Origin of the sequence: Paraburkholderia sp. RL17-381-BIF-C (genome assembly GCF_046026435.1) — a bacterium.
Classification (GTDB): Bacteria; Pseudomonadota; Gammaproteobacteria; order Burkholderiales; family Burkholderiaceae; genus Paraburkholderia.
In genome coordinates, this window is sequence record NZ_JARESX010000050.1 from 34073 (window position 1) to 55073 (window position 21001).

Genomic DNA, 21001 nt, shown 5'->3' on the forward strand with positions numbered 1-21001 from the left:
TCAGGACGTCTGATCGATGCGGTCGACGCGCGATGCGTAAAACGCGAGATACCCTTTGATCGTGGCCGCCGACTCGAGCGGCGTTTCGTAGCTCCACACGGCGTTTTCGATCAGGCCGTCTTCCGTGCGCAGATGGAAGTACGACGCCTCACCCTTGAACGGGCAGTGCGACTTATGCGCCGAGCGTTCGAGCCGCGCCATGTTCACATCCGAACGCGGAAAATAGAACACGTCCGGCAAACCGGTTTCCGCCAGTGTCAGTCCCGCCTGCGTATCGGCCATGGTCACACCGCCGTGTATCACCCGCACCCGGTGATGGTTGCCGGTGATCACGATGGTGTGCCCGCCCGCACTCGTGCCGGGGCTTCCGTGAGGTGTCAAGGCATCGCTCATGTCTCGGCTCCGTGATGGTGTGCGGTCGTGCAAACAGTAAAGCCACGGGGCGTGCCCGTGGCTTCATTATCGGCCAAAGTCCGGCCGATTGCGCGACGTTCCTGCGCGGGGTACGAAGCTAGCCGCAACTCCGCGCAAAACGGCCTCACGCTTATTGCGTGTTCCAGTAGAACGCGGCCTTGGCGGTACCCTTGGCCGGGATCGTCACCGCCTTGGACTGGTCGCGATCCTTGTATTGCGCATGCACCGTGTAGCGGCCCGGGCGCAGTTTGACGAGCATATACGGCCCGCGTGACGTAGTCGTCAGCACTTCGCCGTTGTGCGCATCGACCACGCGCACGTGGACGTCGGCGAGAAAGTCGGAACCGGGGCCGGTGAAGCGCAGCGACAGGGGCCACTGGCTTTGCGCCTGCTGTAACGCCTTAGATTCGTCGAGGCCGACGCCGCCCGACACGAACGAGACATCGCCTTGCTGCTGGATTTGCGGCAAGCCGCCACCGTTGGCGTTACCCGCGCTGGTTTGATCCGTGGTCGTGCCGCCGGTCGTGTCGCTTGCCTGCTGTGCATACGCGCCACCCGCCAGACCGAGCGTGAGCGCTGCGCACACCGCAGCGGCTACGAGCCTTCGCTGATTGCGTTGGGTTTTCATCGGTTCGCTCCTTGTTGAGGTCTTATCCCTGCTTCTCCGGCACCCCGCGATGGGCCCGGACCAAGGTAGACGCAACCTGCGTGCCAAGCCGCCGGCGCGTCCTCTGGAAAACCGCTGCGCGCCACGCCGGGTAGCGCGCAACGCCCTGCTTCAATAGTTGGCACCAAATGAAAATTGCCGGTCCGCTGGCAGTAAATGCAACGGGACCGGCAAGCATTACTTCAATTCGCGGGCGAATCGGCTAGCCGTCGGTCAAACCGCCGCCCGGCCGCCGACCGGTACAGCCGCCGCGCTCACCCGATCAGCCGAGATCGACCGGGACGAAGATCTGCGCGTTGTCGCGCTGGATCAGCAACGCGATGCTGTTGCCGGCACCGGCGATCATCTGCTTCAACTGATCGACGCTCGAAATGGGCCGCCCGTTGACCGCCAGAATCACGTCGCCCGGCTGGATGCCGGCGCTTTCCGCCGCGCCGCCTGACTGCTGCACGAGCAGACCGTGCGACACCGACGCACCGCTCTTTTCTTCCGGCGTCAGCGGCCGCACTGCCACGCCGAGGCGGCCTTGCAACTGGGTCGGCTGATCGGCCTTGTCTGACGCCACCTTCGCATCCGACAACGAGCCGATGGTCACCTTCAGGTCCTTGGTGGCCTTGTCGCGCCATACCTGCACGGTCGCCGAACTGCCCGGCGCGAGACCCGCAACCTGCGACGGCAGATCGGACGAGTCGCCAACGGGCTCGCCGTTCACCGACAGGATCACGTCGCCCGGCTGCAGACCGCCCTTAGCGGCCGGGCCGCCCGGATCGACCGAGCTAACCAGCGCACCTTGCGGCTTCTGCATGCCGAACGAATCGGCCAGCGTCTGGTTCATGCCCTGCACCGCCACGCCGAGGCGGCCGCGACTCACGTGACCGGTCTTGACGATGTCGTCCTTGACCTTGATCGCTTCATTGATCGGGATAGCGAACGAAAGGCCCTGGAAGCCGCCCGTCTGCGAATAGATCATCGAATTGATGCCGATCACTTCGCCTTGCAGATTGAACAACGGGCCGCCCGAGTTGCCGGGGTTCACCGGCACGTCGGTCTGAATGAACGGCGTGTAGTTTTCGTTAGGCAGCGAGCGCGACTTGGCGCTGATGATGCCCGAGGTCACCGTGTTGTCGAAACCGTAAGGCGAACCGATCGCGACGACCCACTGGCCGACCTTGCTTTGACGCGGGTCGCCGATCTTCACGGTCGGCAGATTGCTCGCATCGATCTTCAGCACGGCGACGTCGGACTGCTTGTCGGCGCCGACCACCTTTGCGCGGAATTCGCGCTTGTCGGTCAGCTTCACCGTGACGACGTTCGCGCCGTCCACCACGTGCGCATTGGTCAGGATGTAGCCGTCATTGCTGACGATGAACCCCGAGCCCAGGCTCGCGCTCGGCTGATCGGGCGCATCGCCGCCGTCGCCGCCCTGCATGCCGGGCATGCCGCCGAAGAAGTGCTTGTAGAACTGGTAGAACGGGTCGCTCGGATCGATCGGCAACTGGTTGCCGCCGCCGTTGCCATTACCGGAATTGCCGCGCAGCGCCGTCTGCTTGACGACATGTTTCGCGCTGATGTTGACGACCGCCGGACCGTAGGTTTCGACGAGGCCCGAGAAGTCGGGAATGCCGGTTTTGGCGGCGGCTTCGGCGGGCATCATCGCGGCTTGCGCCGGCGTGATCACCTGCGGCGCGGGCACGTCGCGATGCCCCGCCACATAGCCGGCGGAGAGCGCCACGGCGACAGCCACTGCAACAGCGCTGCGGGACAAGGTTTTCGCGTTCATCGTGTACTCCTGACTGGGAGAAAGAGACTTTGGATGTCTCGAAGCGTACGTGGCGTCACTTAAAAGAGTCTTAAGCAGCGACAGATCGCTTCCATCCTGTTTTCGAGGCGCTATTGCAGCGTTGCACAAGCCTCGATCAAAGCCTCTTACGAACTGAAAGCCCGTCCTTCAAAAGCGCACGCTGACCTGCAAGCCGCCCGCCGGCGATTCGTCGAGCAACACGGCGGCATGATGCTGCACGGCGATGCGGCGCACGATCGCGAGACCCAGACCGCTGCCCGCCACGTCGGTCCGCGCGCGGTTCGCACTGGCGCCCGCGCGATAGAAACGGTCGAACACGCGATCGCGTTCCGCCGGATCGATCCCCGGGCCGCTGTCGGCGATCCGCACGACCGGGTGTCCCTCTTCCACACGCAGAACGACATCCACATGTCCGCCGCGCGGCGTGTATTTGGTTGCGTTATCCACGAGATTGTTGAACATCACGCGCAGCGCGTCGGCGTCGCCGATCACGGTGGCGGACTCTGTCGCCTCGATGCCGAGATCGACGCCGCGATTCTGCGCGAGCGGCGCGTAAGCCAGCACACATTCTTCGAGCAGCGCGCGCAGATCGATCGCGTCGGTGGCGGCGAGTCCGTCCGGCTCGGAACGCGCGAGCGCCAGCAGTTGTTCGGCAAGACGCGTGGCGCGCGTCACGCCCGCTTGCAGATCGGCGAGCGCTTCGCTGCGGCCGGCTTCGTCTTTCGCGCGCGCCACGAGTTGCGCCTGAATCTGCACGGCGGCCAGCGGCGTGCGCAATTCATGCGCCGCGTCGGCGACGAATGCCTTCTGAATATCGAGCGCGGTGGCGAGCCGTTCGAGCAGCCCGTTCAGCGCGCGCACGAGCGGCTGCACTTCGAGCGGCAGACGCTGGTCCGGCAAAGGATCGAGTGCCTCGGGATGACGCGCGTCGAGTGCGCTCGTCACGCGGCGCAGCGGCCTGAGTCCGCGTCCGACGATCACCCACACCGCGAGCCCCAGCAACGGCAGCAGCACGATCAACGGCCACAGCGTGCGCAGCGCGACATTCGCGGCAAGCCGGTTACGCACGGACACCGGCTGCGCCAGTTGCACCACGTTATCGCCGACGATCGCGCCATACACGCGCCACTCGCCGCGATCGGTGTGCTCGGTCGAAAAGCCGAGCTCGGCGCGCGGCGCGAGCGGCGCACGCGGACGCGAGTAGTACATCAGCACGCCGTTGCGATTCCAGATTTGCAGCACGATGCCTTCGTCGCCGGTGTCGCGCGAACCCAGCACCTGCGAGAACGGTTCCGACGGCAGCGCCGCGGCGATCTGCTCCAACTGGTAATCGAAGAGTTCGTTGGCTTCGGCAAGCGCTTGCCGGTAGATCAGCCAACCGGCGATGCCGACACCGAGCAGCACCAGCGCCAGCAGCCAGACCAGCAATTGACGGCGGATCGAACGCATCGGCTCAGGCGTCCTTAGCGATCATGTAGCCCAGACCGCGTACGTTGCGGATCAGGTCCGCACCGAGTTTCTTGCGCAGCGCGTGAATGTAGACCTCGACGGTATTGCTGCCGATCTCCTCACCCCAGCCGTACATTTTTTCTTCGAGCTGGCTCTTCGAGAGCACGGCGCCGGGACGCGCGAGCAGCGCCTCGAGCAGCGCGAATTCACGCGCCGACAACGCCACCGGCGAGCCGTCGAGCGTGACCTGATGCGAGGCGGGATCGAGCGTCAGATTGCCGAGGCGGATGGTCGAATCGCTGCGCCCGGATTGACGGCGAATCAGCGCGCGCATGCGGGCGCCGAGTTCGTCGAGATCGAAAGGCTTGACGAGGTAGTCGTCGGCGCCGGCGTCGAGGCCCTTGACGCGATCCGCCACGGCGTCGCGCGCGGTGACGATCAGCACCGGCAGCGCATGGCCGCGAGCGCGCAACGTGCGCAGCACGTCGAGACCGTCACGCTTGGGCAGCCCCAGGTCGAGCAGTACGAGATCGTAAGGCTGGCTGGCCGCTGCGCTGAGCGCTGCTTCCCCGTCTTCCACCCAGTCGACCGCGAAGCCTTCGCCGCGCAGCGCCTTGCGCACGCCTTCGGCGATCATCCGGTCGTCTTCGACTAGCAAGATGCGCATGGTTATCCGTTCCGAATCGTTCGATGATGCCGCATTCTAGCGCCCGCCTCAGGCATGCGCGGCGCGTGGCGCATTTTCCACCGCAGCCTCGCGGCATGTCACTACAATGGGCGCTTTGCGTCGCGCGGCCGGCGATTCGTCCGTGTGTCACGCGACGTCCTGCCGCAACCCGGATTACCGCGTGCCCCACGCCCTGACATTTTGCTTTTTCGCCCGTCCATGACGCACGCTTTTCTGTCTTCTCTCGCACGCCGCGTGCGCCTTGCCGCGCGGCGGCCGGTTTTCCCGTCTGCCTCCGCTGCCTCCACTGTTCGCACCGCTTGCGCACCTCGGCTGCCTCGCCGGTTCGCGCCGCGCACGAGCGCCTGGCTGCTCGCCTGTGTCGCGCTCGGCTGCGGCGCCTCGCTGCCGCTCGCCGCGCAGGCTCGCGTCAAGGCCGCGCATCCGAGCGTCAACGTCACCACGGTATTGCCGCCGCAGGTGATGGCCGGCTTGCAGCGCGCGCACGTGCCGCTGTCGTCGATCAGCGTGGTGGTGGAGAAAGTCGGCGACCGCACGCCGATCGTCGCGCTGAACGCCGGCAAGCCGATGATGCCCGCCTCGACCATGAAGCTCGTCACCACCTACTCGGGGTTGTCGATCCTCGGCCCCGACTACCGCTGGCGCACGAGCGCCTATACGGACGGCACGGTCGACGCCAACGGCGTGCTGCACGGCAACCTCTACATTCAGGGCACGGGCGACCCGAAGCTCGTGCCGGAAGAACTGATCGATCTCGTCCAGAAGATTCACAAGGCGGGCATCAACGGCATAGACGGCGCGCTGGTGCTCGACAAGCGCTACTTCGATCCGTCCACGCGCGACCTGCCGCCGTTCGACGACGACGCCACCGCGCCGTACAACGTCGGCCCCGATCCGCTGCTCTACGCGTTCAAATCGCTGTCCTTCACACTGACGCCGTCGCCCGACGGCAGCGTCGCGATCGACGTGCTGCCCGCGCTCGCGCAGTTACAGATCGACAACCAGATGCACGCTGTCAACGGTCCATGCCGCGGCGATGCGGCCTCCGTGTCGCCCACCGTCACGCCGCAGCCGAACGGCACCGTCGTCGCCTCGTTCGACGGCGACTACTCGGTGCGCTGCGGCCCGCGCACGATCAACGTCGCGGTGCTCGATCACTCGGCATTTTTCGCGGGCGGTTTTCTCGCGCTATGGCAACAGACCGGCGGCACGTTCAGCGGCGCGACGCGCGAAGGCGCCGTACCCGTGGGCGCCAAACTCGTGGCGACACACCAGGGGCCGATGCTGTCCGACATCGTTCGCGACATCAACAAGTTCAGCAACAACACAATGGCGCGCAATCTGTTCCTGACGATCGGCGCGGCCGAGGAAAAGGGTCCCGCCACGCCCGCCAAGTCGGCGCGTGCAATCGAGGCGTTTCTGCGCCGCGACAGCATCAACATGGAATATCTGACGCTCGATAACGGCTCGGGCCTCTCGCGCGACGAGCACATCACCGCACTCGCGCTCGCCGATCTGCTGCAACGGGCCAACGCGAGTCCGGTCGCGCAGGTGTTCGTGGAGTCGCTGCCGATCGCGGGCGTGGACGGCACCATGCGCAACCGGCTGACCAACCAGGGCGCGGGCGGCAACGCGCATATCAAGACCGGCACGTTGCGCGACGTTCGGGCAATCGCGGGCTATGTGGCCTCGGCTGACGGCAATAGTTACGTGGTCGTCAGCCTGATCAACGATCCGCATTCAGAGGCCGCTCGCGCCGCGCATGATGCGCTGCTCGAATGGGTGTACCAGGGCCCGTCTCAAGGTTTCACCAAAGTTTCCGATCCCGTCGTCGAACCGCGCAGCAGCAAGCCCAGGAAAAACCCGCACCAGCGCGGCGCTCACTGAGTGTTCCTTCTAGCGAAGCCGCGCGCGGCAACGTCCTCTAGCGTGTACGCTGTCGGGCAGTGTTTGAGGCGCGCGTAAAACGCTGGACGTGGCGCCGGGACCGCACACCGCTGACGGTCCACTCGAACAATAACGACAACACCGCTCGCGCACGGCGCGGCGGCCAGGGACCACGGAGGAAGACACCATGCAATTCGATGCCGAATTGCTGCTGCTCGCCATGGCGCCAGTCTTTCTCGCATGCATCGGCTGGGAGGCGTGGCACCTGTTGCGCACGCGCCCTGGCGCGCAACTCTATAGCTGGCGCGACACGCTCTGCAACACGGCGCTCGCGCTCATGCACCAGGGCGCCGACAAGCTCGCGTGGCTCGCCGTCATTCCCGTCTACGCGTTCTTCTACGATCACTACCGCATCTACACGTGGCAGGCGAGCTGGGTCTCGTTCGTTGTGCTGTTCGTCGCTCAGGATCTGCTCTACTACGTGTTCCATCGCTGCAGCCATCGCGTGCGCTGGCTATGGGCCGCGCATGTCGTGCATCACTCGTCGGAGCGCATGAATTTTTCGACCGCGTTCCGCCAGAGCCTGATGTATCCGATCGCGGGCATGTGGCTGTTCTGGACACCGCTTGCCGTGCTCGGCTTTCCGCCGAAGCAGATCGTCGCGATCGTGCTGATCAATTTGGGCTTTCAGTTTTTCGTGCATACGCAGGCCATCGGCAAACTCGGCTGGCTCGAATATGTGTTCAACACGCCGTCGATCCATCGCGTGCACCACGCGCGCAACGACCGCTATATCGACCGCAACTATGCCGGCGTGCTGGTGATCTGGGATCGCCTGTTCGGCAGCTATGTCGAGGAAGACGAGCGCGATGCGCCGGTCTACGGCATCGTCGAGCCACTTCACACGTATAACCCGCTGAAGGCGACGTTTCACGAATGGGCGTCGATGGGCGCCGACTTCGCGAGCGTGCGCGGCTGGCGCAACAAGCTGCGCGCACTCTTTGCGCCGCCCTCGTGGGCGACGGATTATCACGCGCGGCGCGCCGCCGGTTCATCGGAGTCGCACGCGGATTCAAGCGGAAATTCGAGCGAAGCGATTCGCGCGAATCAAGACCATACGGCCGCGTTTCAAACACCGCGCAGGCCGTAGAAGATTCTGTAAGCTGTCGTCACGCCGCCTAAGCGGCGGGCGCTGCCTGCAACACATGGCATAAGGGCCAAACATACGAGGAGATGTAGTCAACATGAAGCAAACAGCATCGCGGAAACAACATTGGCTGCGCGTGACGCAGATCGCCATTGCCAGCACGGCTTTTGCCCTGCTCGCGGCTTGCGGCGGGGGTAGCGACAACAACAATGCGAGCAGCACGCCTGCGGGCGGCGTCAAGTTGCAGGTCGTGTCGTTCGGCGACAGTCTCTCGGACGTCGGCACGTACGCGCCGGTGATTCAGGGGAGCTTCGGCGGCGGCCGCTTCACGACGAACCCGGGTGAAGTGTGGACCCAGAAGGTCGCGGAATACTACGGCGACACGTTGAAGCCGGCGTACCTCGGCGGCTTCGGTCAGCCGCTGGTCGCAGCGGGCGGCTACGGTTACGCGCAGGGCGGCTCGGACGTCGTGAACGCCCAAGGTCAAGGTTGGGCGCCCAATAACATGGCCGCGACTACCGTGCCGGTCGTGACGCAGGTGGCTAACTACCTGGGTGCGCATACGAGCTTCAATGCGAACCAGCTCGTGCTGATCAACGGCGGCGCGAACGACATCTTCCAGTTCGCGGGGACCACCACCAATCTGACAGCACTCGGCGCCGCGCTCCAGACGCAATACCCGCAACTCGTGCAGGCCGGCAAACTGCCGAACTCGCAGGCGGGCCAGGTCGCGTTTATCGTCGGCTACCTGCAGCAGTTGCCCAACCCGCAGATCGCGCAGGCCGCCACCCAGCTCGCGGCGCAAGTGCAGACCATCGTCAACTCGGGCGCGACCCACGTGGTGGTGTCGACGGTGCCGGACATCGGCAATACGCCGCTCGGCGTGTCGGCCAACGCGTCCACGCCTGGCACGGCTGCGCTGCTGTCCGGGATTACCGCGGCGTATAACTACCTGCTGGTGCAGAACCTGACGGCCCGCGGCCTGGTGGGTACGGGCAAGGTTATCGTGGCCGACGCCTTCACGTGGCTGGATCAGCAGTTGCCGAACTACCAGGCGCTGGGCTTCACGGTGTCCAACACCGGCACGGCGTGTAACCTGGCGTCGATGCAGAGCAACGCAACCGCTTACGCCACCGCGAACCCAAGCGCAACGAACGGACTGACCCCGGCTCAATACGGCGCACAGTTTGGTTCGTCGCTGTTCTGTTCGCCGCAGACCTACACGGTGGCTGGCGCTGACCAGACTTACATGTTCGCGGATACGGTTCACCCGAGCACGCACCTGCACGCGTTGTTCGCGCAGTACGTGCAGCAGCAGATCGCGGCAACGGGGTTGGGCAAGTAATCAGGTAACGCGGCAGGTAACGCGGCGGATCCGGCGATCCGCCGTCGCCTTTGCGACGATGACAGGCCCGGCTGAGTTCAACCGGGCGCTGTCGACGCTATCCCTGCGCTTCGAACGCAGCGGCCGCCCGCCCCAACCGGTCATTCACCGCGATCCACTCGATCGTATCCGGCAGCTTCTCGATAAGAATTCGCGAGACGTTCGCGCGGTCGAGAGCCCTCAGCAAGCCATATAGTTCACGCGCGTAGACATGCGGATCTTCCGGCGCGGCGATGAAATGCACGCCCTCGGCATCGGCCCAATGTCCCGCGCGGGAAGCGCGCGCAACCAATGCCACGCGCTCATCCGCTTGCCGCGCGGCAAGCAAAGTCTCCAGCGCGTTGAACGGCAATAGCGCCAACGGCGTGCTCGGCGCGTAATGCGCCTTCAACGTGCCGGAAGCGCGTGGCGCAGTCGCGTCCGAGCCGTCTGGCAAGCGCGGCGCCTCGCCGAGCACTTCGGCGATATCTTGCGGCGTCACGCGCCCCGGCCTCAACAACGCCGGAAAGCCGCGCGACAAATCCAGAATGGTCGATTCGATACCGACGTCCGACGCGCCGCCGTCCAGCACATGAATCGTGTTGCCGAACTCGTCCCGCACATGTTGCGCCGTGGTCGGGCTCACATGTCCGAAACGGTTCGCCGACGGCGCCGCGACACCGCCATGTCCGCCGCGCAATGCGCTGAACGCCTCGAGCAAGGCTTGCGCGACCGGATGCGACGGACAGCGCAGCCCCACCGAATCCTGGCCGCCGCTGACCGCCGCCGGAATGCGCGCGGCGCGCTTCAGAATCAACGTGAGCGGCCCGGGCCAGAACGCGTCGATGAGCCGCTGTGCCTCCGCGGGCAAGTGCTCGACCCAGTAGTTCGGATCGCCGTGCGGCGCGAGATGCACGATGACCGGATGATTCGCCGGCCTGCCCTTCGCCGCATAAATCCGCGCGACCGCGTCGGGATTCTCCGCGTCGCCGCCGAGGCCGTACACCGTCTCCGTCGGAAAAGCGACCAGCTCTCCCGCGTCGAGCAGAGCCGCCGCGTGTTCGATCTGCGTGGCGCTCACAGGCAATGCGCCTTCGGCAGGTTTCTGTTGATCCGGCATGGCGCTCGTGTCAGCCCGTGATGATGTGCAGGAGACGCGCGCAATCGCGCGCAGCCGTGCGAGCTTCTTCGAGCGTAGCCGCCGTGAAGTTCACGTGGCCCATCTTCCGGCCACAACGCGCCTCCTCCTTGCCGTACAGATGCAAACGCGCTGCCGGCATCGCGGCGACTTCCTGCCACGGCGGCGTGACGGCCGGGCGCTTCGGGCCGTCGGGAAACCACACGTCGCCGAGAATGTTCAGCATTACCGCCGGCGAGTGCTGGCGCGTGTCGCCAAGCGGCATGCCGGTCATGGCGCGCACCTGCTGCTCGAACTGGCTGGTCGCGCAGGCGTCGACGGTGTAATGGCCGGAGTTGTGCGGACGCGGCGCCATTTCATTGGCGACCAGCGAACCGTCTTCGAGGATGAAAAACTCGACGCACAGCACGCCCACGTAGCCGAGCTTGTCGGCGATTTGCAGCGCGGCCTGTTGCGCTTGCTGGACCAGTGTCGGGCTCGCGTCCGGCGCCGGGACGATGGTGTGCGACAGCACGCCGTCGCGATGCGTGTTCTGCGCAAGCGGATAGACCACCGAGGCGCCGCTCGCCGCCCGCGCGATCAGCGCGGACACTTCGAACTTCAACGGCAAGCGCTTTTCCAGCACGCAGGGCACGCCGGCGAGCGAAGCATGCGCCTCGCGCACTTCCTCGGCGTTGCGCACGCGAATCTGGCCTTTGCCGTCGTAGCCGAGGCGCGCGGTCTTGAGAATACCCGGCAGCACGGCTTCGAGCCTGGCGTCGTCGAGTGCGGCCAGCGCGTCCGACGATTCGATCACCACGTGCGGCGCGACCGTCACGCCCGATGAGGCGATGAAGCGCTTCTCGGCAATGCGGTCCTGGGCCACGGCGACGCAGCGGCCGGCCGGACTCACGAAGGTGGTCCGGGCGAGGAAATCGAGGCTCGCGGCCGGCACGTTCTCGAACTCCGTGGACACTGCGGCGCACAGCCGCGCGAGTTCGGTCAGCGACGCTTCGTCGGTGTATGCCGCGCGCAGATGGCGATCGGCGACGGCGCCCGCCGGACTGTTTTCGTCCGGATCGAGCACGGCGACGCGATAGCCCATGGCCTGAGCGGCAAAACAGAACATGCGGCCGAGCTGGCCGCCACCGACCATGCCAAGCCATGCGCCGGGCAGAATCGGTGAAACCGGTGTGTTGTCTGGGTTCATCTTAGTGGTCGGTCGCGGCCGGGTGCTGTGTGCAATGCGTGCTTGCAATGCGATGGCAGGCACCCGGCCGGGGGTCGGACAGGGAACGTCTTCAAGCAATCAGTCTGTGCGCTTACAGCGCCGGCAGCACCATGGCGTGGGCCGCTTCATTCTGGCGCACGCGGAATGCAGCCAGCTTTTCCGCATACTCGTTGCTCGTGCCGCTCAGGAGCGACACGGCGAACAGCGCCGCGTTCGCCGCGCCGGCTTCACCAATCGCAAACGTGGCGACCGGCACGCCCTTGGGCATCTGCACGATCGAATGCAGCGAATCGACGCCCTTCAGGTACTTGCTCGCCACCGGCACGCCGAGCACCGGCACCGTGGTCTTGGCGGCCAGCATGCCCGGCAGGTGCGCCGCGCCGCCCGCGCCCGCGATGATCGCGCGAATGCCGCGCTCGCGCGCGCTTTCAGCATAGGCGAACATTTCGTCGGGCATGCGGTGCGCGGACACGACCTTGGCTTCGTAGGGCACGCCGAATTCCTGCAGAATGGCCACGGCGTTTTTCATGACTTCCCAGTCGGAACTGGAGCCCATCAGCACGCCGACAACCGGCGCGCCATGCGTGTGGGCGGTTTGAGCTTCACTCATCTTACGGCTTCCTTGTTTCTTGAGAGCGCCCCCGGGACCGTCGCTTCGCGCCGGGTTCCGGGAGGGCGATCCCTCAATCCCTCAAGGCGTCTTCCTTCGGGGCGAGGGACTTTCTTTGGCGAGGGACTTCCCGCGCAGCGGCACCCCTGGGGCGGCCTTTTCTCAGGCTGCGCAAATCCAGGCGGTGCGCGTAATCAGGCGAGCTTATGTCCGGTCAGGCGCTCGAGCGCTTCCTGATACTTCTCGCCCGTCTTCGTGACCACCTCGTCCGGCAGCTTGGGCGCCGGCGGCTCTTTCTTCCACGGCTGGGTTTCGAGCCAGTCGCGCACGAACTGCTTGTCGAACGACGGCGGGTTGGTGCCGACCTGGTACTGGTCCGCCGGCCAGAAACGCGACGAATCCGCGGTCAGCGCCTCGTCCATCAGGTACAGCTTGCCGTGGTTGTCCAGACCGAACTCGAACTTCGTATCCGCGATGATGATGCCGCGCGTGGCCGCGTAATCAGCGGCTTCCTTGTACAGCTTGATCGAGATGTCGCGGATCGTGGCCGACAGTTCGGTGCCGATGCGGCGCTCCATCTCGTCGTATGTGATGTTTTCGTCGTGGTGGCCCATTTCGGCCTTGGCCGCCGGCGTGAAAATCGGCTCGGGCAGCTTCTGCGCGTTCTGCAGACCCGGCGGCAGTTCGACGCCGCACACCGAACCGGTTGCCTGGTAGTCTTTCCAGCCGCTGCCGGCCAGATAGCCGCGCACCACGGCTTCGACGAGGATCGGCTCGAGGCGCTTCACCACCACCGCGCGGCCCTTGACCTGCTCGACTTCGTCTGCCGCCACCACGGATTCGGGCGCGACGCCCGTGAGGTGGTTCGGCACCACGTGCTTGAGTTTTTCGAACCAGAAGTTCGCCATTTCGTTGAGCACGCGGCCCTTATTCGGAATCGGCTCGCCCATGATGACGTCGAACGCCGACAGACGGTCGGTCGTGACGATCAGCAACTGGTCGTTGCCCACCGCATAGTTGTCGCGGACTTTACCGCGGCCGAGCAACGGCAGCGAGCGGAGCGTGGATTCGTAGAGGGTAGACATCGTCGTGGTTCGCTAAAAGTGAGGCAAAAAGTGTGACCGGAACAAAAGGGAAACGCCGTTCCCCGGATGATGCGGGAACGGCGATCTAACGACAACCTGGCCAAACGGCCAGGTGCAGCGCATGTTGATAGCTTAGCGGACGACTTGCGCGAGCTCGCCCGATTTGTACTTCTCCGCGATTTTATCAAGCGTGACCGGCTTGATCTTGCCGGCCTGGCCTTCACAGCCGAATTGCGTGTAGCGCTCGATACAGATCTTCATCGCCGCTTCGCGCGCCGGCTTCAGGTAATCGCGCGGATCGAACTTGCCCGGGTTGGTCGCCATGTAGCGGCGGATCGCGCCGGTGATCGCCAGACGCAGGTCGGTGTCGATATTGACCTTGCGCACGCCGTTCTTGATGCCTTCCTGGATTTCCTCGACTGGCACGCCGTAGGTTTCCTTCATGTCGCCGCCGAATTCGCGGATTTCAGCCAGCAATTCCTGCGGCACCGACGACGAACCGTGCATGACCAGGTGCGTGTTCGGAATGCGCTGGTGGATCTCCTTGATGCGCTGGATCGACAGAATGTCGCCCGTGGGCTTTTTGCTGAACTTGTACGCGCCGTGCGACGTACCAATCGCGATAGCCAGTGCGTCGCACTGGGTCAGCTTGACGAAGTCGGCAGCCTGCTCCGGATCGGTCAACAGCTGCTCGCGCGTCATCGTGCCTTCCGCGCCGTGGCCGTCTTCCTTGTCGCCCTTCATGGTTTCCAGCGAACCGAGCACGCCCAGTTCCGCTTCCACCGTGATACCGATCGAATGCGCCGCTTCCACGACCTTGCGCGACACCTCGACGTTGTACTCGTACGATGCGACCGTCTTGCCGTCGGCTTCGAGCGAACCGTCCATCATCACGCTGGTGAAGCCGCTGCGGATTGCGGCCATGCAGACCGCCGGCGACTGGCCGTGATCCTGGTGCATCACGACCGGAATATGCGGATACGATTCGACCGCGGCTTCGATCAGGTGGCGCAGGAACGCCTCGCCCGCGTACTTACGCGCGCCGGCCGATGCCTGCATGATGACCGGCGCGTTGACCTTGTCGGCCGCCGCCATGATCGCCTGCACCTGCTCCAGGTTGTTCACGTTGAATGCCGGAAGGCCGTAGCCGTTTTCAGCGGCATGGTCCAGCAGTTGACGCATTGATACGAGAGGCATGCTTAACTCCTTAGATTGAAACGAATTCTTGTGCCGTCGGCATCTTTTGGGCGATTTTATCGCGAAGCAAGCCGCATACCCGTTCACACCTTCCCTAAAGCGCGGAGCGGTCCTACCCGCTGCAACGCGCGATTGGAGCCGGTGCGCCGCCTCTCGCGGGGCATGGCAGCCTGCTTCGCCCAATCAACTGCGTGCCGATCGAGCCATGTGGGTCGATCCGATCAATACGGCTCGCCCACCCGTACGATCTTCAGCGTATTCGTACCGCCGGCTTGCCCCATCGGCTCGCCGACAGTCAGCACCACCATATCGCCGCGCGACGCGTAACCCTTGCTCACCACCGTTTCCAACGCCTGCTGCAACGCGGTGTCGCGGTCGGTGTTGGTGTCCAGGTGCAGCGACGTCACGTTGCGATACAGCGCCATGGCCCGTTCGCTGCCGACCCGCGGCGTGAGCGCGAAGATCGGCACGTGGGTCGAGTGACGCGACATCCACAGCGCGGTCGAACCGGATTCCGTCAGCGCCACGATCGCCTTCGCGCCCAGATGGAACGCCGTGAAGAGCGCGCCCATGGCGATCGACTGGTCGATCCGCGTGAACGTGCGGTCGAGGAAATCCTTGTCCAGCTCCGACTGCTCCGACTTCTCGGCTTCGATACAGATCGCCGCCATGGTCTCGATGGTCTGCACCGGATACTTGCCCGCCGCCGATTCCGCCGACAGCATCACCGCGTCCGTGCCGTCCAGCACGGCATTCGCGACGTCCGACACTTCGGCGCGGGTCGGCACCGGCGCGTGGATCATCGACTCCATCATCTGCGTGGCGGTGATCACGAACTTGTTCGATTCGCGTGCCATACGAATCATGCGCTTTTGCAGCGCCGGAACTGCGGCATTCCCCACTTCCACGGCCAGATCGCCGCGCGCCACCATGATGCCGTCTGATGCGTCGAGAATCCCTTGCAGCGCCGGAATGGCTTCCGCACGCTCGATTTTGGCGATCATCTTCGGCTTGATGCCGAACGGCGCGCCGGCGATGTTCGCCAGCTGGCGGGCCATTTCCATGTCGGTGGCGTTCTTCGGGAACGATACCGCGACATAATCGACGCTGAGCGACATGGCGGTGCGAATGTCTTCCATGTCCTTGGCGGTCAGCGCGGGAGCGGACAGGCCGCCGCCCTGGCGGTTGATGCCTTTGTTGTTCGACAGCTCACCGCCGATCTTGACGACCGTGTGGATCTCGTTGCCGATCACACGCGAGACGTCCAGCACGATCAGGCCGTCGTTGAGCAACAGCACGTCACCCGGTTTCAGGTCGCGCGGCAGGTCCTTGTAGTCGAGACCGGCGCGTTGCTCGTTGCCGAGTTCGCAGTCCGCGTCGAGCACGAACGGCTCGCCGGCGACCAGCATGATCTTGCCGTTTTCAAATTTGCCGACCCGGATCTTCGGGCCTTGCAGGTCCGCCATGATGGCGACTTCGCGGCCGGCCTGGCGGGCCGCCTCGCGCACGAATTCGGCGCGCTGGCGGTGGTCGTCGGCGGTGCCGTGCGAGAAATTGAGCCGCACCACGTCCAACCCTGCCTGAATCATTTGCAGCAGGATTTCCGGCGTATTGGAAGCCGGTCCGATGGTAGCGACAATCTTGGTGGCGCGATGCATGAGTCTCCTCGTCTGGGTGAGATCGCTGGAAAGAGCGCTGCGAGTCGGATGCGGAGGCTGCGCACCGAAGGATGCTGCCGGGGGCTGCGCGCCGGTTGAAACCAGCGTCGCTTTATGGGGTGAAGCGGTATTCGAGACCAGCACGGGGCGCGCTGGTGGGGGGGCGAGTTCTTCGTCGGGGAGTTCTGCGGACGGCGAGGCGGTCTCTCCAGCATCTGCGCTGGACAATTCCGCTGCCTCACTGACAGTGGTCAACTCCGCGAACGCGAGGGACGCCCCGGATACTTCCTGCTGCTGGCTAGCTGAACCGACCGCGGCATCAACCGCGGACTCGAGCGCTGCCGGCGTGGCCGCGGAGCGCGCCGCGCGCTCCCCTGCCGATTCTGCCGCGAGATTGCGCGGCTTGCCGCCGCGCACTTTTGCAGACTTTGCCGTTGGGGAGCGCGTCGCCACGTTAAGCCCGCGATTCCAGAACTTCGACCGCCGGCAGCTTCTTGCCTTCGAGGAACTCGAGGAAAGCGCCGCCGCCTGTCGATATATAGCTGACCTTGTCGTGGATGCCGTACTTGGCGATCGCAGCGAGCGTATCGCCGCCGCCGGCAATCGAAAACGCCGCCGATTTGGCGATGGCGTCCGCCAGCGTCTTCGTGCCGTTGCCGAACTGGTCGAATTCGAACACGCCGACCGGACCGTTCCACACGATCGTGCCGGCCTTTTCCAGCTGCGCGGCGAGCACCTTGGCCGTTTCCGGCCCGATGTCGAGGATCAGGTCGTCGTCTTGAACATCGGCGACGGCCTTGACTTCGGCCTTGGCGGTCGGCGAAAACTCCTTGGCCGTGACCACGTCGGTCGGGATCGGCACGGAAGCGCCGCGGGCTTTCGCGGCGTCGATGATGGCTTTGGCTTCGTTCACCAGATCGGCTTCGGCGAGCGACTTGCCGATTTTCAGGCCCGCGGCCAGCATAAACGTGTTGGCGATGCCGCCGCCCACGATCAGCTGATCGACCTTGTCGGCGAGCGACTTCAGAATGGTCAGCTTGGTCGACACTTTCGAGCCGGCCACGATCGCCACCAGCGGACGCTTCGGCGCGCCGAGCGCCTTGCCGAGCGCTTCGAGTTCGGCCGCGAGCAGCGGGCCGGCACATGCGACGGGCGCGTACTTGGCGATGCCATGGGTAGTGGCTTCGGCGCGGTGCGCCGTGCCGAATGCGTCGTTCACGTAGATATCACAGAGCTTCGCCATTTTTTGCGCGAGCTCGTCGGAATCTTTCTTTTCGCCCTTGTTGACGCGGCAGTTTTCCAGCAGCACGACCGAGCCCGGCGCGACGTTCACGCCGTTTTCGACCCAGTTCGCCACCAGCGGCACGTCACGGCCGAGCAGTTCGGCCAGACGCCTGGCGACCGGCGCGAGCGAATCTTCCGGCTTGAAGTCGCCTTCGGTCGGGCGGCCCAGGTGCGACGTGACCATCACGGCGGCACCTGCGTCGAGCGCTGCCTTGATAGCCGGCACGGAGGCGCGGATACGGGTGTCTTCGGTGATGTTGCCTTGATCGTCCTGCGGCACGTTCAGATCGGCGCGGATGAACACGCGTTTGCCGGATAGCTTGCCTTCGGCGATCAGATCGGAGAGACGCAATACCTTGTTCATGGGCGTGTGTGTGCGAGTTGATGGAAAGGCGGTGGCGGACGGCGCGCGGCACTCGAACGCGGCGAACTCCAGCGCTCAGGCACGGTAGCGGCTCCACTGAGTCGGGTGCCGGCGGCTGGGCCGCGGCTTCGCGCGCCTTGCAGCGGCGCGGTTATCCCGGAAACGACCATTTTAACTGATCCACACTGCCTTCTGACCCGCACCTCGGCGAATGTCCCGTATTTGAAGGATGCGACGCGCATGCCGCGACGCAACATTTCCTGCCTCGCCAGCTACATGAAGAGGCGCAATAAGGTGAAGACGACCATTCCGACGACAATCGTGCCGAGCATGGTGCGCCGCCACAAAAACCACGCGAGACCCGCCAGCGTGGCGTAGAACTCATGGTTCGACAGCGCGAAAGACAGGCCGTCGGGCGTGGCCAGCACATCCGGCAACACCACGGCGGCCAAGGCCGCGGCCGGCGCATAGCGCAGCATGCGCTGAACGCGCGCCGGCAAAACGGTGCGCTCGCCGCCGATTAGAAACATCGCGCGTGTCACGGCGGTGACGAAGGTCATGCCGAAAATGGCCAGCCAGATCTGCGTGGACGTCATTGGGAACCTCCGGCGCTGTTGCGAATGCGGCGCAGGTCCGCGCGCTCGACCATCAGGTCGGCGGCGCTGCCCGCGACGATCGCCGCGATCACCGCAAGCGGCAGCGCGAGCCGGTACGGCAGGTCGAACGCGAGCAGCGACACCACGCCGGCAATCGTGACCGCGACCAGCGTGGAGCGCGTCGCGATCGCCGACACCATGATGGGCAGCAACGCCAGCGTGCCCGCGAGCGCGAGGCCCCAGTTGTCCGGAATCAGGCTTGCCAGCAGAATCCCGGCGATCGACGACACCTGCCACGACAGCCAGCTGCACAGCGCCATGCCCCAGTAGTACGCCTCCTTGCCGGGCACATAGCCGGTCGGAAAGCTTTTCTTCTGGAACAGCAGGTAGATCACGTCGCCGTTGAAATAGCCGAGCACGATGCGCCGCCACATCGACAGATAGGAAAAATGCGGCGCCAGACCGACGCTGAAGATCACGAAACGCGTATTCACCATCGCGGCGGTGAGCAGCACGGTCCAGACCGGCAGCTTGGCGGCGAGCAGCGGCAGCACCGCCAGTTGCGACGAGCCGGCATAGCACAGCAGCGACATGGTGAGCGCCTGCGGCAGCGTCAGCACCGACTTGCTCATGGCAATGCCGGTGACGAGGCCCCAGGAGAAAATCGCCATCAGCGTGGGCGAATAGTCGCGCGCGCCCTGGCGGAAGGCACGGCGATCTGTTTCTGACAGGCGAGCGAGCATGAAGCGAAACGCGGGCGCCAAAGGCGTCGCAATGAAGGGAAGTCGGCGCCAGGTCGTCAAGCACCCGCTGGCGCATCCGGATTTGATTTATGCGTGCGCTGGATTATAGCGTCCGGAATGCGCCCAAATGCCCGTTCCGTGTGCAAAAGACGCTAAAATGCTGGTCTTGGCGATACCTGCCATAGCTACGCCTAACAACGCACCTGCTGGAGAATCGTATGTCAATGGCCGACCGTGACGGCAAGATCTGGATGGATGGCAAGCTCATCGACTGGCGCGATGCCAAGATCCACGTGCTCACCCATACGCTGCATTACGGCATGGGCGTCTTCGAGGGCGTACGCGCCTACAAAACGGTAGACGGCAGCACCGCGATTTTCCGGCTTCAGGAACACACCAAGCGTCTGCTGAACTCGGCCAAGATCTTCCAGATGGACGTGCCGTTCGACCACGCAACGCTCGCCGCCGCGCAATGCGAAGTGGTTCGCGAAAACAAGCTCGAGTCCTGCTATCTGCGCCCGATCATCTGGGTCGGTTCGGAAAAGCTCGGCGTGTCGGCCAAGGGCAACACCATCCACGTGGCGATCGCGGCCTGGCCGTGGGGCGCGTACCTCGGTGAAGACGGCATCGCCAAGGGCATTCGCGTGAAGACCTCGTCGTTCACGCGCCATCACGTGAACGTATCGATGGTCCGCGCCAAGGCGTCGGGCTGGTACGTGAACTCGATCCTCGCCAACCAGGAAGCGATCGCCGACGGTTACGACGAAGCGCTGCTGCTCGACGTGGACGGCTACGTGTCGGAAGGCTCCGGCGAGAACTTCTTCCTCGTGAACAACGGCAAGCTGTACACGCCCGACCTGGCGTCGTGCCTCGACGGCATCACGCGCGACACGGTCATTACGCTGGCGCGCGACGCGGGCATTCAGGTGATCGAAAAGCGCATCACGCGCGACGAAGTTTATACCTGCGACGAAGCGTTCTTCACCGGCACCGCCGCCGAAGTCACGCCGATCCGCGAACTCGACAACCGCACGATCGGCTCGGGCGCACGCGGGCCGATCACCGAAAAGCTGCAATCGGGCTTCTTCGACATCGTGAACGGCAAGAGCGACAAGTACGCGCACTGGCTCACCAAGATTTAACGCGCGCGGCGCCGGTGTGAACCGGCGCAACGCACGCCCCCTGCATACAACGAGAATCCCTCATGAGCGAAATCAAGGAAATGCCGCTGGTCGAACTGTCGGCAAAAGACCTGCCGGCTTACTGCCCGAACCCGGCCATGCCGCGCTGGAGCGCCCATCCGCGCGTCTTTATCGACGTCACGCACGGCGAAGCCAAATGCCCATACTGCAGCACGCGTTACAAGCTGCGCGACGGCGAAGTGGTCAGGGGTCATTGAACACGGCGCACTGAGCATTGATTGCTTGTGGCGCCGCTTGCCGGGCCGAGCGCCCGATTCGTTGCGGGCGAGGTGGCAGGCGGTCAGGCGCGATTGCGCTGCGGGGTTCGCTTCGTAACCGGCTGCACGTGTCACGGTCTGGTTCGTGGTTCGACGGGCCAGTGCCGGTCATGCAACCGGCGGTGACCACGCCGGCGCGAACGCGCGGCGCGGGCCGAAAGCAGGCGCGCCACAGCAGGGCCGCCGCCGCGGTGGGGGGGGGGCGGGCGCGCGGCCCCCCCCCCGCGGGCCGGGCGGGGGG

At 64.8% G+C, this 21001-nt stretch carries 19 protein-coding genes; 5 read left to right on the plus strand and 14 right to left on the minus strand.

What is annotated here, in order from left to right; genetic code table 11:
• From P0D70_RS25825 to P0D70_RS25845, 5 genes are all read right to left on the minus strand, one after another.
• Window positions 1-393, minus strand: a complete 393-nt coding sequence (locus P0D70_RS25825) for a DUF427 domain-containing protein (protein ID WP_408186543.1) — start codon at window positions 391-393, stop codon at window positions 1-3.
• Between the two features lie 151 nt (window positions 394-544).
• Window positions 545-1042: a peptidase associated/transthyretin-like domain-containing protein gene (locus P0D70_RS25830; RefSeq protein WP_408186544.1), complete on the minus strand. Its 498-nt coding sequence runs from the start codon at window positions 1040-1042 to the stop codon at window positions 545-547.
• A gap of 301 nt (window positions 1043-1343) precedes the next feature.
• Complete coding sequence (locus P0D70_RS25835; protein WP_408186545.1) at window positions 1344-2861, minus strand: DegQ family serine endoprotease; 1518 nt, start codon at window positions 2859-2861, stop codon at window positions 1344-1346.
• A gap of 168 nt (window positions 2862-3029) precedes the next feature.
• Window positions 3030-4331 carry an ATP-binding protein gene (locus P0D70_RS25840; RefSeq protein ID WP_408186546.1) on the minus strand — a complete coding sequence of 434 codons (1302 nt, stop codon included), beginning with the start codon at window positions 4329-4331 and terminating at the stop codon, window positions 3030-3032.
• A gap of 4 nt (window positions 4332-4335) precedes the next feature.
• Complete coding sequence (locus P0D70_RS25845) at window positions 4336-4998, minus strand: response regulator (RefSeq protein ID WP_408186547.1); 663 nt, start codon at window positions 4996-4998, stop codon at window positions 4336-4338.
• A 219-nt stretch (window positions 4999-5217) separates the two neighbouring features.
• Between P0D70_RS25845 and dacB the strand changes: the two genes are divergently transcribed.
• From dacB to P0D70_RS25860, 3 genes are all read left to right on the plus strand, one after another.
• Window positions 5218-6906: a D-alanyl-D-alanine carboxypeptidase/D-alanyl-D-alanine endopeptidase gene (gene dacB / locus P0D70_RS25850; protein ID WP_408186548.1), complete on the plus strand. Its 1689-nt coding sequence runs from the start codon at window positions 5218-5220 to the stop codon at window positions 6904-6906.
• A 187-nt stretch (window positions 6907-7093) separates the two neighbouring features.
• The gene (locus P0D70_RS25855; RefSeq protein WP_408186549.1) at window positions 7094-8056 is read left to right on the plus strand and encodes a sterol desaturase family protein; all 963 of its coding nucleotides are present in this window, start codon (window positions 7094-7096) and stop codon (window positions 8054-8056) included.
• A 94-nt stretch (window positions 8057-8150) separates the two neighbouring features.
• Window positions 8151-9398: an SGNH/GDSL hydrolase family protein gene (locus P0D70_RS25860; protein WP_091799399.1), complete on the plus strand. Its 1248-nt coding sequence runs from the start codon at window positions 8151-8153 to the stop codon at window positions 9396-9398.
• Between the two features lie 97 nt (window positions 9399-9495).
• Here P0D70_RS25860 and P0D70_RS25865 read toward each other — a convergent pair whose 3' ends face one another.
• The 9 genes from P0D70_RS25865 to P0D70_RS25905 all read right to left on the minus strand — a co-directional run bounded on the left by P0D70_RS25865 (window position 9496) and on the right by P0D70_RS25905 (window position 19301).
• Window positions 9496-10536, minus strand: a complete 1041-nt coding sequence (locus tag P0D70_RS25865) for an L-threonylcarbamoyladenylate synthase (RefSeq protein WP_091799396.1) — start codon at window positions 10534-10536, stop codon at window positions 9496-9498.
• Window positions 10537-10546: 10 nt separating this feature from the next.
• Complete coding sequence (locus P0D70_RS25870; RefSeq protein ID WP_091799393.1) at window positions 10547-11743, minus strand: 5-(carboxyamino)imidazole ribonucleotide synthase; 1197 nt, start codon at window positions 11741-11743, stop codon at window positions 10547-10549.
• A gap of 112 nt (window positions 11744-11855) precedes the next feature.
• Window positions 11856-12374, minus strand: coding sequence for a 5-(carboxyamino)imidazole ribonucleotide mutase (gene purE, locus P0D70_RS25875; RefSeq protein WP_007180510.1), 519 nt, complete (start codon window positions 12372-12374; stop codon window positions 11856-11858).
• Between the two features lie 194 nt (window positions 12375-12568).
• Complete coding sequence (locus P0D70_RS25880; protein WP_091799390.1) at window positions 12569-13459, minus strand: phosphoribosylaminoimidazolesuccinocarboxamide synthase; 891 nt, start codon at window positions 13457-13459, stop codon at window positions 12569-12571.
• A gap of 132 nt (window positions 13460-13591) precedes the next feature.
• Window positions 13592-14656 (minus strand): class II fructose-bisphosphate aldolase, encoded by a 1065-nt coding sequence (gene fba / locus P0D70_RS25885; RefSeq protein ID WP_091799387.1) that lies wholly within the window; start codon window positions 14654-14656, stop codon window positions 13592-13594.
• A 221-nt stretch (window positions 14657-14877) separates the two neighbouring features.
• Complete coding sequence (gene pyk / locus P0D70_RS25890; protein ID WP_091799384.1) at window positions 14878-16314, minus strand: pyruvate kinase; 1437 nt, start codon at window positions 16312-16314, stop codon at window positions 14878-14880.
• 454 nt (window positions 16315-16768) lie between these two features.
• Entirely contained in the window at window positions 16769-17962 is a 1194-nt protein-coding gene (locus P0D70_RS25895) for a phosphoglycerate kinase (protein ID WP_408186550.1), read from the minus strand.
• A gap of 272 nt (window positions 17963-18234) precedes the next feature.
• Window positions 18235-18558, minus strand: a complete 324-nt coding sequence (locus P0D70_RS25900; RefSeq protein WP_091799378.1) for an AzlD domain-containing protein — start codon at window positions 18556-18558, stop codon at window positions 18235-18237.
• A complete protein-coding gene (locus tag P0D70_RS25905) occupies window positions 18555-19301 on the minus strand; it encodes an AzlC family ABC transporter permease (protein ID WP_091801038.1) in 747 nt (248 codons plus the stop codon). Before P0D70_RS25905 ends, P0D70_RS25900 begins: the two co-directional genes overlap by 4 nt.
• Window positions 19302-19519: 218 nt before the next feature.
• On the opposite strand from P0D70_RS25905, the gene P0D70_RS25910 reads away from it, so the two are divergent.
• Window positions 19520-20443 (plus strand): branched-chain amino acid transaminase, encoded by a 924-nt coding sequence (locus P0D70_RS25910; RefSeq protein ID WP_408186551.1) that lies wholly within the window; start codon window positions 19520-19522, stop codon window positions 20441-20443.
• 62 nt (window positions 20444-20505) lie between these two features.
• Window positions 20506-20700 (plus strand): zinc-finger domain-containing protein, encoded by a 195-nt coding sequence (locus P0D70_RS25915; RefSeq protein ID WP_042321180.1) that lies wholly within the window; start codon window positions 20506-20508, stop codon window positions 20698-20700.
• Window positions 20701-21001: the final 301 nt, after the last annotated feature.

What these genes read in the sequence shown, in the direction of transcription:
- P0D70_RS25825 (WP_408186543.1), bottom strand. Translation starts at nt 393, where the DNA reads ATGAGCGATGCCTTGACACCTCACGGAAGCCCCGGCACGAGTGCGGGC.
- P0D70_RS25830 (WP_408186544.1), bottom strand. Translation starts at nt 1,042, where the DNA reads ATGAAAACCCAACGCAATCAGCGAAGGCTCGTAGCCGCTGCGGTGTGC.
- P0D70_RS25835 (WP_408186545.1), bottom strand. Translation starts at nt 2,861, where the DNA reads ATGAACGCGAAAACCTTGTCCCGCAGCGCTGTTGCAGTGGCTGTCGCC.
- P0D70_RS25840 (WP_408186546.1), bottom strand. Translation starts at nt 4,331, where the DNA reads ATGCGTTCGATCCGCCGTCAATTGCTGGTCTGGCTGCTGGCGCTGGTG.
- P0D70_RS25845 (WP_408186547.1), bottom strand. Translation starts at nt 4,998, where the DNA reads ATGCGCATCTTGCTAGTCGAAGACGACCGGATGATCGCCGAAGGCGTG.
- dacB (WP_408186548.1), top strand. Translation starts at nt 5,218, where the DNA reads ATGACGCACGCTTTTCTGTCTTCTCTCGCACGCCGCGTGCGCCTTGCC.
- P0D70_RS25855 (WP_408186549.1), top strand. Translation starts at nt 7,094, where the DNA reads ATGCAATTCGATGCCGAATTGCTGCTGCTCGCCATGGCGCCAGTCTTT.
- P0D70_RS25860 (WP_091799399.1), top strand. Translation starts at nt 8,151, where the DNA reads ATGAAGCAAACAGCATCGCGGAAACAACATTGGCTGCGCGTGACGCAG.
- P0D70_RS25865 (WP_091799396.1), bottom strand. Translation starts at nt 10,536, where the DNA reads ATGCCGGATCAACAGAAACCTGCCGAAGGCGCATTGCCTGTGAGCGCC.
- P0D70_RS25870 (WP_091799393.1), bottom strand. Translation starts at nt 11,743, where the DNA reads ATGAACCCAGACAACACACCGGTTTCACCGATTCTGCCCGGCGCATGG.
- purE (WP_007180510.1), bottom strand. Translation starts at nt 12,374, where the DNA reads ATGAGTGAAGCTCAAACCGCCCACACGCATGGCGCGCCGGTTGTCGGC.
- P0D70_RS25880 (WP_091799390.1), bottom strand. Translation starts at nt 13,459, where the DNA reads ATGTCTACCCTCTACGAATCCACGCTCCGCTCGCTGCCGTTGCTCGGC.
- fba (WP_091799387.1), bottom strand. Translation starts at nt 14,656, where the DNA reads ATGCCTCTCGTATCAATGCGTCAACTGCTGGACCATGCCGCTGAAAAC.
- pyk (WP_091799384.1), bottom strand. Translation starts at nt 16,314, where the DNA reads ATGCATCGCGCCACCAAGATTGTCGCTACCATCGGACCGGCTTCCAAT.
- P0D70_RS25895 (WP_408186550.1), bottom strand. Translation starts at nt 17,962, where the DNA reads ATGAACAAGGTATTGCGTCTCTCCGATCTGATCGCCGAAGGCAAGCTA.
- P0D70_RS25900 (WP_091799378.1), bottom strand. Translation starts at nt 18,558, where the DNA reads ATGACGTCCACGCAGATCTGGCTGGCCATTTTCGGCATGACCTTCGTC.
- P0D70_RS25905 (WP_091801038.1), bottom strand. Translation starts at nt 19,301, where the DNA reads ATGCTCGCTCGCCTGTCAGAAACAGATCGCCGTGCCTTCCGCCAGGGC.
- P0D70_RS25910 (WP_408186551.1), top strand. Translation starts at nt 19,520, where the DNA reads ATGTCAATGGCCGACCGTGACGGCAAGATCTGGATGGATGGCAAGCTC.
- P0D70_RS25915 (WP_042321180.1), top strand. Translation starts at nt 20,506, where the DNA reads ATGAGCGAAATCAAGGAAATGCCGCTGGTCGAACTGTCGGCAAAAGAC.